The sequence below is a fragment of the Psychrobacter sp. BF1 genome, from assembly GCF_019279065.1.
GTDB classification, from domain to species: domain Bacteria; phylum Pseudomonadota; class Gammaproteobacteria; order Pseudomonadales; family Moraxellaceae; genus Psychrobacter; species Psychrobacter urativorans.
Genome location: NZ_JAGYWV010000008.1, coordinates 39,893 through 52,454, shown reverse-complemented (window position 1 = coordinate 52,454; position 12,562 = coordinate 39,893). Strand labels below are relative to the sequence as shown.

The 12,562-nt window shown below is 41.1% G+C and carries 13 protein-coding genes; 6 read left to right on the top strand and 7 right to left on the bottom strand.

The genetic code is table 11. The features are described from left to right. Positions 1-16: 16 nt before the first annotated feature. From KZA12_RS10165 to ccmE, 3 genes are all read left to right on the top strand, one after another. Positions 17-805 carry a heme ABC transporter permease gene (locus tag KZA12_RS10165; RefSeq protein ID WP_201623580.1) on the top strand — a complete coding sequence of 263 codons (789 nt, stop codon included), beginning with the start codon at positions 17-19 and terminating at the stop codon, positions 803-805. A 70-nt stretch (positions 806-875) separates the two neighbouring features. Continuing rightward, complete coding sequence (ccmD, locus tag KZA12_RS10160) at positions 876-1,091, top strand: heme exporter protein CcmD (protein ID WP_201623579.1); 216 nt, start codon at positions 876-878, stop codon at positions 1,089-1,091. Positions 1,092-1,263: 172 nt separating this feature from the next. Next, entirely contained in the window at positions 1,264-1,764 is a 501-nt protein-coding gene (gene ccmE / locus KZA12_RS10155) for a cytochrome c maturation protein CcmE (protein WP_218690164.1), read from the top strand. Positions 1,765-1,947: 183 nt separating this feature from the next. Here the strand turns inward: ccmE and KZA12_RS10150 are convergent, their stop codons facing one another. From KZA12_RS10150 to KZA12_RS10120, 7 genes are all read right to left on the bottom strand, one after another. After that, positions 1,948-2,796 carry an aldo/keto reductase gene (locus KZA12_RS10150; protein WP_201623577.1) on the bottom strand — a complete coding sequence of 283 codons (849 nt, stop codon included), beginning with the start codon at positions 2,794-2,796 and terminating at the stop codon, positions 1,948-1,950. A gap of 456 nt (positions 2,797-3,252) precedes the next feature. Continuing rightward, the gene (locus KZA12_RS10145) at positions 3,253-4,224 is read right to left on the bottom strand and encodes a MetQ/NlpA family ABC transporter substrate-binding protein (protein ID WP_201623576.1); all 972 of its coding nucleotides are present in this window, start codon (positions 4,222-4,224) and stop codon (positions 3,253-3,255) included. Between the two features lie 272 nt (positions 4,225-4,496). Next, positions 4,497-5,183: a methionine ABC transporter permease gene (locus KZA12_RS10140; RefSeq protein ID WP_201623575.1), complete on the bottom strand. Its 687-nt coding sequence runs from the start codon at positions 5,181-5,183 to the stop codon at positions 4,497-4,499. A 19-nt stretch (positions 5,184-5,202) separates the two neighbouring features. After that, entirely contained in the window at positions 5,203-5,973 is a 771-nt protein-coding gene (locus tag KZA12_RS10135) for a methionine ABC transporter ATP-binding protein (RefSeq protein ID WP_201623574.1), read from the bottom strand. Positions 5,974-6,149: 176 nt separating this feature from the next. Next, complete coding sequence (locus KZA12_RS10130; RefSeq protein ID WP_218690163.1) at positions 6,150-8,192, bottom strand: sensor histidine kinase; 2,043 nt, start codon at positions 8,190-8,192, stop codon at positions 6,150-6,152. Between the two features lie 90 nt (positions 8,193-8,282). Then, positions 8,283-9,005: a response regulator transcription factor gene (locus KZA12_RS10125; protein WP_201623572.1), complete on the bottom strand. Its 723-nt coding sequence runs from the start codon at positions 9,003-9,005 to the stop codon at positions 8,283-8,285. A gap of 309 nt (positions 9,006-9,314) precedes the next feature. Continuing rightward, on the bottom strand, positions 9,315-10,445 hold the full coding sequence (locus KZA12_RS10120) for an efflux RND transporter periplasmic adaptor subunit (RefSeq protein ID WP_218690162.1): 1,131 nt from the start codon (positions 10,443-10,445) through the stop codon (positions 9,315-9,317). Between the two features lie 437 nt (positions 10,446-10,882). On the opposite strand from KZA12_RS10120, the gene pilG reads away from it, so the two are divergent. The 3 genes from pilG (at position 10,883) to KZA12_RS10105 (ending at position 12,289) form a co-directional block, all read left to right on the top strand. Beyond that, positions 10,883-11,260 (top strand): twitching motility response regulator PilG, encoded by a 378-nt coding sequence (gene pilG, locus KZA12_RS10115; protein ID WP_201623570.1) that lies wholly within the window; start codon positions 10,883-10,885, stop codon positions 11,258-11,260. Positions 11,261-11,392: 132 nt separating this feature from the next. Then, positions 11,393-11,755, top strand: coding sequence for a PleD family two-component system response regulator (locus KZA12_RS10110; protein WP_201623569.1), 363 nt, complete (start codon positions 11,393-11,395; stop codon positions 11,753-11,755). A gap of 3 nt (positions 11,756-11,758) precedes the next feature. Beyond that, positions 11,759-12,289 carry a chemotaxis protein CheW gene (locus tag KZA12_RS10105; protein WP_201623568.1) on the top strand — a complete coding sequence of 177 codons (531 nt, stop codon included), beginning with the start codon at positions 11,759-11,761 and terminating at the stop codon, positions 12,287-12,289. Positions 12,290-12,562: the final 273 nt, after the last annotated feature.

The window sequence follows — 12,562 nt, the reverse complement described above, 5'->3', positions numbered from 1 at the left end:
CAATAGGTCCATCCTCATGCCCAACCTGAATAATAGCTCAACCCCCAGCCTATGGCAGCGCATTTGGCAAGGTTTCTTGACCACTGTAGGTACTAAGCAATTTTTCCATATGTTCGCTCCTTGGGTCAAATGGCTCGCTATTTTAGCGGCTATCTGCCTGACTATTGGTAGCATTTGGGGTTTGGCTTTTGCGCCACCTGATTATTTGCAGGGTAATAGCTATCGGATTATTTTTATCCATGTGCCAGCGGCTAGCATCGCCATCTCTATCTATTTTGCCCTAGCAGTACTAGGAGTCATCTATTTAGTTTGGAAGATAAAGACTGCTAACTTAGTAGCGCAAGCATTAGCGCCTATTGGCTTTTTACTATGCGTCATTAGTCTGTTTACGGGTTCTATTTGGGCTAAGCCAACTTGGGGTACCTATTGGGTTTGGGATGCTCGTCTGACTTCTATGCTGATTTTGGCATTTTTATATGCTGGAGTGATGGCGCTGTTTGCCGCCTTTGAGCATACCGCTAACCGTGGTAAAGCGGCGGCTATACTGTCCATCGTCGGAGCGGTGAATCTACCTATTATCAAATACTCGGTTGAGTGGTGGAACACTCTACACCAAGGCGCGACTTTTACTTTGACCGAAGCGCCAAAGATGTCTGCAGATATGTGGATGCCGTTATTGTTGATGATTATTGGTAGCTATTTGCTAGTAGCGACTTTAGTAATTTATCGGACTAATACTTTGATTCTCTATCGCGATCAAGGTAAAGCTTGGGTAAAAGAGTATATCCGTAAGCAGAATAAATAAGCTTCTATAGCATCATTGCCAGGGTTATTATCGCCTAGCGTCTAAAAGAATAAAGTTTTAGGAGTATAATATGCAACCCTATTTTTATAGCTTATCTGAGTTTTTTGCTATGGGTAAGCATGGTGTTTTTGTTTGGTCATGTTGGGCGATCACCTTTGGCATGATGTTTATTTTCATCATCTATAGTCGTCGACAAAGACAAGCACTTATCAAGCAGCTTACGATTCAGCAAGCAAGGCAAGCGCAGCGTAGCACTACTACTACTACTAAGCCCTCAAATTATTGATTTTATTGTTGATTAAGAGTTTTTTAGTAGAGTAGTAGTATTTGTAAGAGGTTGTTGATTTATAGCAAAAAAGTTACCATATAGCTATCATAAAGGCGTGCTTAGCACTATAACGACTAGTAACGCCTAAGATATTTTCTGTGCAGTAGTCACGCATTAATGAGGTAGTAGTATGAACGCAGTTCGACGCAAAAAACTCATGTGGGTTTTCTTTACACTGGCTGGTGCAGCCGTGGCAGTAGTACTCGTATTGTATGCTATTGGACAGCAAACTGATTACTATTTTGATCCTACAGCTATTGCCCAAGGTGACGCACCACAAGATAAGCGTATTCGTGCTGGTGGTATGGTAGTAGCAGGTAGTGTGCAGCGTGCCGCAGATAATCCACTTAATGTAGAGTTTGCTATTACCGACTTTAAATCAACAGTGCCCGTTACTTATCAAGGTATTTTACCGGATTTATTTGCTGAAAATTCTGGAGTAGTGGCTACAGGTAAAATGCAAGGTGATACTTTTGTGGCAGGTGAAGTGTTGGCTAAGCATGATGAGAACTATATGCCACCAGAAGTCGCCAAATCATTAAAAGAGAATAATCGCCAAATGACTATTGCTGCCTCTGAGCAGTACAATCCTGCCGAGCCAGTTCATGAGAGTAAGACGCTAGTACAATAATGCTTAGTGGCTCAATAGTTAAGCTATTTAAACCACTTAAGCTATTTAAACCACTTAAGCTTAGTTAGCTGTTAGTCTAAGCCGCAAAAAAGCCACTGATAATATTATCAGTGGCTTTTTTATCAGCTAAATTTTATCAAAATATTTACAGTACTAAACTTTGACAGCAGCAGGCTGTTACCATCAATCATCCCATTCAGGAGTATAGTCTGGGTGCTCAATCTTGCGCCCATCACTACGCGCAAGGCTATCGATTTGCTGCAATTCATCTGCACTAAGCTGTACCTTGATGGCGTCTAAATTGCCTTGTAGATGCTCAGGATTAGCGGTCTTTGGAATAGCTACTCGGTGTTTATCTGACAAGATCCAAGCCAAAGATATCTGTGCTGGAGTAACATTATGAGTATCAGCAATACTTTTTATCACTTCATTATCAAAAACATCACCACGTGCCAACGGCGAATAGGCTTCTAACAAAATGTGATGATTGGCTAAAAAGGTCTGCAGAGTATGTTGTTTAATAAACGGATGAAATTCAACTTGGTTGACCACAATTGGCACATCAGCGTATTTTTGAGCTTCGAGTAGATGAGCAATATTAAAATTGGAAACCCCAATATTACGAGTTAATCCTTGTTTTTGTAACTCGCACAACATTGGAATAGTTTCAGACAAAGGCACTCGATCATCAGGCCAATGCAACAGTAATAAATCTAGATAATCAGTATCGAGATTCTCTAATGAGCGTTTAGCTGCTGCTAATAACTTCTCTGGCTGAAACTTTAAATCATCAGGAAATATTTTAGTAGTCAAAAAGAACTTATCACGGCCAACGCCTGACTGCTTGATACCTTGACCAACTTCTTTCTCATTACCATAAGCTTGAGCTGTATCGATATGCTCATAGCCCATTTGCAAGGCTTTACTCACCACTTCAATGCAGTCAGCTCCTGTTGATTGCCAAGTGCCTAGACCTAATACTGGAATTTTTGCTTGACCGGCGGTGCGCATGTTATAGGTTTTAGAGCTCATTTTATTATCCTTATGATTTTGTAAAGTTAACCTTGTTATAAAGCCGGCGCTGGATCGAAATAGTTGCAGCTGCGAATTCATGACTAGCTTTAATTTAGGCTATGGTTATGCGGAGCATTCTTTATAATAAAAATGCGACTGACCTACTATAAGAAAAATTGCTATAAAACTAAAGAGCTAGTGATACTTCCCTACAAAGGTCAAACAAGGCGTTAACGTCATTTGCCAATAATAGATAGGGTTTAGCAAAGGATTGCATTAGTATTAAGCACAGCACAAAAAAACGCCCACTAGCAATAGGTAGTGGGCGTTTTAGTAACGGTTAGCTGTAAGGATACTGTTATAAAGATACTGTTTATAAAAGCAATTGTTATAAAAGCATTTACTATAAAAATATTGACTTCATTACTCAAATTACAGCTGCTAAAAGCTCAGGCATTATAATGTAAGGTTGTTTTACTTAGCTGCTGCAGCGGCAACTTCACCAGTAGCAGGTGCCTTGGCAGCAGTAGGCGCAACTGCAGTCTCGTTACCCATCCAGATTTTAGGGTATTTGTAGCCTGGGAAAGTATCATGAGCATACTTTTTAAAGCTATCAGAGTTATAAGCTTCTGTGACATCTTTAACCCATTTTTTCGAAACATCTGCTGTTTTGATTGCTGACCAGTTCACATAGGCGAAGCTTGGCTCTTGATATAAAGCTTCAGTCAATTTGATGCCAGAGTCAGTAGCATAGTTACCATTAATAATAGCAAAATCAACTTCATCACGAGCACGTGGTAGCTGAGCGGCTTCTAACTCAACGATTTTGATTTCGTACTTGCTGTTATCAGCAATGTCAGACTTTGCCGCTTTTAAAGGATCGATATTATCCTTTAGAGTGATCCAGCCTAGCTCATTCATCATCACTAAGGCACGTGCAAAGTTACTTGGGTCATTAGGTGCAGAGACACTCATGCCTTTGTAGACTTCTTCGATTTTGGTTTTTTTACCAGAATAGACGCCAAGAGGAGCGGTAGGGACTTGGAATAACTCTATCAAATCAAGCTTGTTCTCAGCTTTAAAAGTATCTAAATAAGGCTTGTGTTGGAAAATGTTGATATCTAAATCGCCATCAGCCAAAGCTAAGTTAGGACGCACATAATCAGTAAAAGTAATCAGTTCGACTTCATAGCCTTTTGCTTCGAGTGAGCCTTTGACTTGGTTACGAACCATATCAGCAAAATCACCTTCAGTAGTACCGATAATTATTTTTTTGTGGTCAGGATCTACGTCGCTAGTAGCGGCTACTGTAGTTTCACTTTCAGTAACGGGTGCTTTAGTAGTTTCTGGTGCTGATGAGTTATTACAACCAACAAGTACTAGACCTGATACGCCAACAGTTGCTAGAGCAGTGGCCACCTGACGGCTAATATCTATTAATTTCATGGGTGTTCCTTAATAAGAAAATAGAGTAAATATAACAAAGTTTTGATCAAGACTAATAATGCATAAACAGGCCTTACTTAAAATACATATAAGTTAGCCATTAAAAAAGCAACATTATGACCATAATCATGAGCCATAATGCCGCTATATAACAAAATATTTGAAGAATAACAAAGTTATGCCTAGTCTGCCATAAATTAAGGCTTTTTGCTTAGTATTAATCGGCAATAGCTGTTAAGGATTATGCATTAGTAGCGAAACACTAGCGCAAGTTAACGTTTATCCAAACGAGTGGCTAGCCAATTACCAAAGGCTTGAATAGAGATGACCATCACCGACAACATGATGACGATAAATACCATCACCTCAGTCTGATAACGGTAATAGCCATAGCGAATAGCTAAGTCACCAAGACCGCCACCACCGATCATGCCTGCCGCTGCTGAGTAAGACAGCAGACTAATACACAGAATAGTGACCGACAGCACTAGTCCTGAGCGTGCCTCATTGAGGAGTACTTTGATAATAGTGAAGGGGCGTGCACCCATCGACTCTGTGGCTTCGATAATACCACGCGGGACTTCACGTAAATTCTGCTCAACCAAACGTGCAAAGTAGAATGAGCCCGCAATAGCTAGTACTAAGGAGGCGGCAAAAGGACCAATACCTGTACCGACGATGACCTTAGTAAAAGGACTCATAGCAATCATCAAAATCACGAACGGAAAAGCACGCATAAAGTTGGTAATGCCGCCCAGTATTCCGTATAGCGCTTTATTCTGTAAAAACTGCTTATCGCTAGATAAGAATAAGAATATGCCAAATAAACCACCGATAATGATCGCAGCAGTAGTGGAGATACCCAGCATAATAAAAGTATCAAGGGTTGCTTGCCAAATCTCTTTGCGCAAGGTCAACAGTTTCTCTATCGAGGCGGATAGTTCAGCGCCAGTTAACATCGTTATTTCTCCTGGCTCATTAGTCCTCAACGACTAGGGCTTTGCCGATTGGGGTAGTGGCTTGAATTAGGCCATCGTGAATAGGGGCAACTTCCAGTAACTGTCCTTGATGAAGCAAAGCTGCACGATGACACAAGCGCCGAATAACGCTCATCTCATGAGTGACGATAACTATAGTGACGCCCAGCTGCTCATTGATATCACGCAAGCAAGTGAGCAAACTACGAGTAGTCGCTGGATCAAGAGCACTAGTAGGCTCATCAGCTAGCAATACTTTGGGACTCGGAGCGATAGCGCGAGCAATACCAACACGCTGCATTTGACCACCCGACAATTGAGCTGGGAAGTGACCGGCCCGATCGATTAGATCAACAATCTCTAAGCATTGCATCACTCGTTTATTGATATCTCGACTAGGATAGCCTGAGACCGTGAGATTAAAAGCCACGTTATCATATACCGTACGATTGGACATCAAGTTGAACTGCTGAAAGATCATGCCTATATTATGCCGAGCAATACGCAAATCACTAGCAGACAATTGAGTCAAGTCGACACCGTCGATGATTACTTCACCACTGTCAGGACGCTCAAGCATATTTATTAAACGCAATAAGGTTGACTTACCAGCACCTGAATAACCCATCAAGCCAAAAATTTCACCTTGCTTTATAGCTAGCGACGTAGGTTCAACAGCAGTAAACCAATGCGCTTTGCCATCGGCACCCTTTATGGAGCGATCACTCATAAAGCTTTTAGTCACATCATTTAGGACGATCATGTCACTCATTTCAGGCTCAAAATTCAGTAGATTTTTGGACAGTTATTGATCGTGCAGTGAACCCAAGCTAAGTTTCAGCTAACCGCTCACCAGCCACGCTCAATAACGAGATAATAGGGGGCAATAATATAGCATATTATGTAGGGTTTTGGATATGATGATTGTTGACTGGCAGTAGGGATAGATTAGCCTGTTAGGTTATGGCTATCATGGTCGTTATAATTGTAATCAGGATCATGGTGCACCGGTAATACTACCAAAAACCGTGTGTAGCCATTGATAGTGTCAGTCGTAATGCGGCCTTGATGAGCGGTGACGATTTGTGAGACTAATGATAATCCCAGTCCCGACCCTTTTTTCTTCTGTTGTAATCGTACAAAAGGGCTAAAGATTTCTTCGCGTTTAGCTTCAGGAATCCCTTGACCTTCGTCAATTACTGCCAGCACTACATATTTAGGCAATGGGCGCATAGGCTCAGCTTTGGATTTTTTTAAGTGCTTTTTAAACAAGCTTTCTTTACGAGGAGCGTTAGCAGTGTCTTCTGATGCTTTGCTAGTTTCAGCTTTATCTGCTTTCACTAGCGCCTTATCATTATTTTGATTAGGCTTATTACTGTCATTTGAGCTGGTATTTTTGATGATAGGTTCATCGTCATAGATCACAGTGTCTGTCAATGTTGACGGCGACCCTGTTGATCGAGATGTTAAAGCTGGTTGCGTACTAGCATCAGTACTATAGTCAAGAGCATCAGAGTGATCGCTGTTGTCAATAATATCAATACCGTCTATCAAGGTCTCGCCATTGCAATAAATAATAGGTGCCGGTAGTGTATCTATGCCTGTAGTAGACTCGAGGGATTCAGCTTTAAGCTTATCACGGTTATCTTTAGCTTTTTGATTATTGCTACGAGACCCATCAGTAGCAACATTATTAGCTTGTTCATATTGACTAGGTTTTGACGACTCAGCCTCAGTGAATGAGTCATCATAATGGCTATAAGCTGAATTATTATAATCAAGCAAACTGTTAGACAATAAAGACTGCATCAAGTAATCAGGGACAGTATCGGCTTTATCGATACTTTGTACCCCATATAATAAGACAGTGACTGGTGGCTCGCCATGCAGCATAGCATTAGTCAATAAGTTACGAATGAGGTGAGTCAGCATAGCCGGTTGACCATCAATGACGATATGCTCACCAATCAAAGTACTCTCAGAGAAATGTTGGCGCTCTTGATTGACTAAGTCATATAAGTCTAAGGTCTCTATTTGTTGCATCACATGACCCGCATCCAAACGGCTGACCAGCAAGATACTCTCGACCAAATCGTTTAGACCCGACAAGTCACGATTGATGGCTTGAGCGCGTTTATCAAACTTTGCTTTATTATCGCTGGGTAGCGGCTCAGTAAGCATATCCATAATTTCGATTTGCAAGCGGATACGAGTAATAGGGGTACGCAGCTCGTGTGAGGCATGGGCTAATAATAAGTTATTAGCATTGATTAGATGCTCAATCTTTTGCGCTGCTTGGTTAAAGCCACGTGCTAGTAGGGCAATCTCATCATTACCACGAGCATTCACTCTGACGCTAAAGTCGCCATCACCCAACTGTCCCATTTGCTGACTCATCTGGTTGATACGCCAAGTCATCGAGCGGGCAATCCACCACAGCGCACCCGACATGATCAATAGCAGTAATAAGGTGCCAGTGAATAAATTTAGTGCAGCAGACAACACAGGCTTTTTGGGCGGCAAGCGCGATTCGTATAGCAAAGTGTAGCCAGTACTACTATAAACCTGAGCTTGTTGGGTCGGCGGGGTATCTACAATAGAAGGGAATACGCGAGATAATAAAGAGGGCGTTGCTGGCAGCTCTAATGGCAAATCGCTATTATCAGTCTGCATCAACAACTTACCTTGATTGTCATACAAGCCCATTTTGGCTTGTAGCGACTCATCAAAGATATCGAAGCTTTTTTTTACTACTGCCAACATAAAGCGTGCTTGCAGTCTATTTTCTTTACTAACTGAGACATTGAGCTCTTGTAAAAAAGGGTCTATTTGTCCCAAAATTTGAGTCGCTAATACTTCAGAGCGAATACTAGCATCTTTGTCATGTACCAATTGAGTTAGCAATACCATTGCTACGGCAAATAAGATAAGTGCCAGCATGACGCTGGCAAATAGTCTGGCAAAAACAGAGTGAAACCCTAATTGCTGCATTAAATAGTCTCTATTATCATAAGCTCAGATCAATTTTTAGTACTTAATAACCCTCATTATAGCGGTTATTAAGCGCCAGTTTAATATTTATTAAACTTGATCAGTAGCGAATTGATAACCAACACCACGTACAGTAATAATGCGTTTTGGCTGGCGTGGATTATCTTCAATCAGCGCACGCAGGCGTGAAATGTGTACATCAATAGCGCGATCTATATTGTCTGAGCTATCATCATTAGGCATCGCTTGCCATAACTGTTCACGATTAAGTACTTTGCCAGAATGCGTGGCAAAATAATGTAACAACTGAAACTGATGGGTAGTTAGGCGTACTGGCTGCTCATCGATAGTGACTTCATGACTATCAGGATAGACACTCAAACGACCAAAAGTTAAGCTGTCTGACTGGCTTTCTGCTTGATTAGGCTGCTCGTGACGGCGGATAACAGCACGAATACGGGCTAGCAGTTCACGTGGCTCAAAAGGCTTAGAAATATAGTCATCAGCACCCATCTCTAGCCCTAGGACGCGATCGGTAGTATCGCCTTTGGCCGTTAGCATGATGATAGGTACTTTATTAGTCATATTGTTCTTATTGCCACGAACCTTCTGACAAACTTGCATACCATCCATATCTGGTAACATCAAATCTAAAACCACTAGATCTATATCACGCTCTTTGGTATCCAAGATATCTAAACCTTCTTGACCAAGACCAGCATGATGAACGTCATAGTAATTCATAGTTAAGTAATCGCTGATCAATTCAGCTAAATCTGGATCATCTTCGATCAATAATATCTGCTTGCTCATAAGGGGTCCTCTAATGTAGTGAGTAATAGTATAAGTATTAACGGTATCGTCTATAAAAATAATTAATGAGTCAACTGGCTATGGTTATATTTTTTGCTTTTTTAACGTAGCTTTTTTGTCTATCTGGCTGTTGATACAGCCGTAGGCTTTGATCCCACAGTCAGAGTTACTGCTATCTTGCCGAATTAACACCTCAGCAAACAAGACTTGGTTTGTTACTAATTCTACGCCATGTTACAGCTGCTGCTATTAAGCACTATAGCTTGAGGATTAATAGTGCTACTTTTATTGGTAATAATAGACTGAGCGTTAAGAAATAATGACTTTTTTACCAGCAGATTTCAGCGGTAGTTCTGCTAAGCAGATCAGGCTATCGTTATTAATACCAGCGATCAGATAGCGATCAGCAATAGGGTCATATTCGATAACTTCTACTGGTTGACGAGTGAGGCGTTGGTCTTGTTGAATAATCCAAACGTTGGCTGTCAAAGGCATAATAGGTCGATAAGGGGCGACTTTTAGCACTGACAAATCGACATCATGAATAGCGCTTTCAGGAACGATAGTCCCAACCTCTATCTGTCCATAGTCTACCCGACCATTCACTGCCACATTAGGTTTGAGCTTGCCACGGCTGGCTTCATTATCGATGATATGCACATAAACTTTCAGTTTATCAGGGCTATCACTGGCTAGCAGTTCACTGACTTGTCCAGTGAATTTATCATTCATACCTTTTCTGGTGAAATTGACGTTTTGACCTACAGAGAGTTGCGACTGCGCTTGCATAGGCACGGTTGCGATGAACTGTAGATTATTGTCATCCCCTAAACGCAGCAACGGGGTATTAGCCGCTATTTGCTGCGCTGCTGCTATATTGAGTCGATCTACCCGACCAGTAATAGGCGCTTTGACAGTTATCAGCTCTATGGTAGTCGCTTTAGAGGAAGGGGGCTGACCGACTTTTATTCTATCAGTCCCTTCATTAGTACTTGCATCAGTACTTGCATCAGTACCTTCATCGGTAACCTCATCATTTTGAGCCGATTGTTTAAGTGCTTGGCGCTGTACTACGAATAGGGGCGTTCCCGCTTCCACCCATTGACCTTCAGTCACTAATACTTGTTGCACTATTAGCGCTTGGGCTGACTTAAGACGAGCTTGTCTTATAGGTTCGATATCGCCTTGCAAGCCTAAACTTGGTTGATAGCGTGAAGGTTTGATACTTAAAATATGATTTTGACTCATAGTCACCGTCTCAGCATCAGCGACGATAGGCGAGTTTTCACTGTTAGGAGCAGGAGCAGAAACTTCATCAGTAGCTGGCTGACAGCCGACAATAAATAGCGTGCTTAATAGCAGCAGGCTATTTTTGCGATACGGTGATGTTTTTTTACTAGCTAGCATACTAACTCTCATCTTCACTACTACTGTTGTCATAAAGGTTATTTAATTATATAGACAAAGCGCAAGGGGGGAAACCAAACTGTCTACTTCAACTTGCAATTAAATATTATTAGTTGATGTCAGCACTGCCCAAAGTAGCAATAATCTGTCACTAGCAATCGCCACTACCAGTAAGCCGACTGGTCAAATATTAAGGGGCTAATTTTATAAACAATTTGAATATTAAGATAATGTGAATGATCAGTTTAGAATTTCTCTTAAAATTATAGATCCATTAAGTGTTATAGTTGTTTTTTAATTAGCAGACTATAGTCTATCAATAATATAGTAATCAATAACGATGTTAGTAATAATAACGGCTCTAAATAGGCTTCGATAGTAGAAAAATAGTAATATTAACCAAATGAAGCCATTTTTATAGCCAATAAAGATACTATTAAAAACCAGCTATTGTTCATAGGATAAAGATAATGGAAAATAATTTTGAAGGTTTAAAGGTGATGGTTATTGACGATTCAAAAACCATCCGCCGTACTGCTGAAACTTTGCTACAAAAAGCGGGCTGTGAAGTGGTGACGGCTGTTGATGGTTTTGATGCCTTAGCAAAGATTGTAGATAATAATCCAGACATTATTTTTATCGACATCATGATGCCACGTCTAGATGGCTACCAAACTTGCGCCGTTATTAAGAACAACCCTGATTACGCCAGCAAGCCAGTCATTATGCTGTCTTCTAAAGATGGCTTATTCGATAAAGCTCGTGGACGTATTGTTGGTTCTGATGAGTATTTAACTAAACCTTTTAGTAGAGATGAGCTGTTTGAGGCGATCAATCATTACTGTTAATAGTTAACGGTTCGCTTCTTCTAGCATCAAGGTTACCAGCTTCAATACCCCATTAATATTGACAGCTACTAAATACCTTGGGCGGTTCAATTATATATCTTCAAGGATATTATCGACAATTAAGGAATTCCCATGACAACGGTTCTAGTCATCGACGACTCACCATCTGAAATAGCAAAATTTCGTGACATGCTTGGCAAAAACAGCTATCAAGTCTTGGAGGCAGTTAATGGTGAGCAAGGTTACCAAATGGCTACTGAGCATTTGCCCGACGTTATCTTGATGGATGTGGTGATGCCAGAGATGAATGGCTTTCAAGCTACTCGTAAAATAACCCATGACAAAACCACAGCCCATATTCCGGTGGTGATGATCAGTACCAAAAATCAAGAGACTGACCAAGTTTGGGGTAAACGTCAAGGCGCAAAAGAGTATTTGACTAAGCCTATCGATGAATCTGAATTGATGCGGATTATGCGTATGGTAATGGAGTAAAGGGTGGCTTCTAGAGGGTTCATTGAACTACTGCGTCTAGCAGATTTAGCTCAAGCACGTCTTAGTGGCCGTCAAAGCGGACAAGATTATGACTGGCGAGGGGTGGTATTTGAGCTTGGTGGTCAGCGCTTAGTTGCCCCTATAGGAGAGGTGTCGGAGGTGCTTACAATGCCTGAGTACACTCGTATGCCGCTCGCGCAACCTTGGTTATTAGGTGTTGCTAATGTTCGTGGACGCTTGTTGCCACTGACTGACTTATGCAAATTATTATCAGTGCCCAGTCAGTTGCCAAAAATGAACCAACGTAAAGTGATCGTCATCGATCATCATAGCTTATTCTCCGGATTGATCGTCGATCGAGTGTTGGGTATTGAGCAGTTTACTCGTCAACAGTACTGTGCTGAGCCTATAGATATTCATTCGCCATTTGCTCTTTATAATCATGGCAAGTTTCTAAAAGACCAACAGGATTGGTTTATTTTTATGCCAAGTTTATTAGCACAAGACCCACGCTATAGTGATGCGGCAATATAAAGGAATAACCACAATGAATGATATGACGAAAAGCGCTGTACTTAGGGTTAATAAACCTGTGCTTGCTACTGAAGAAAACGATAATAAATGGAAAGTTTTATTAGGGTTTTTTGCCTTAGTGAGTGGGGCTTGCTTACTATGGATGATCCATTCTCTAAATTCAGTAAGCCAGTATTTAAGTAATTTTAATCAAGCAGTCTTACTACCGTCAGTAGTGTTTTTATTAGGCTTGCTGTGCGCGGTATATGCTTTAGCTCAACTATTCAAACAGCG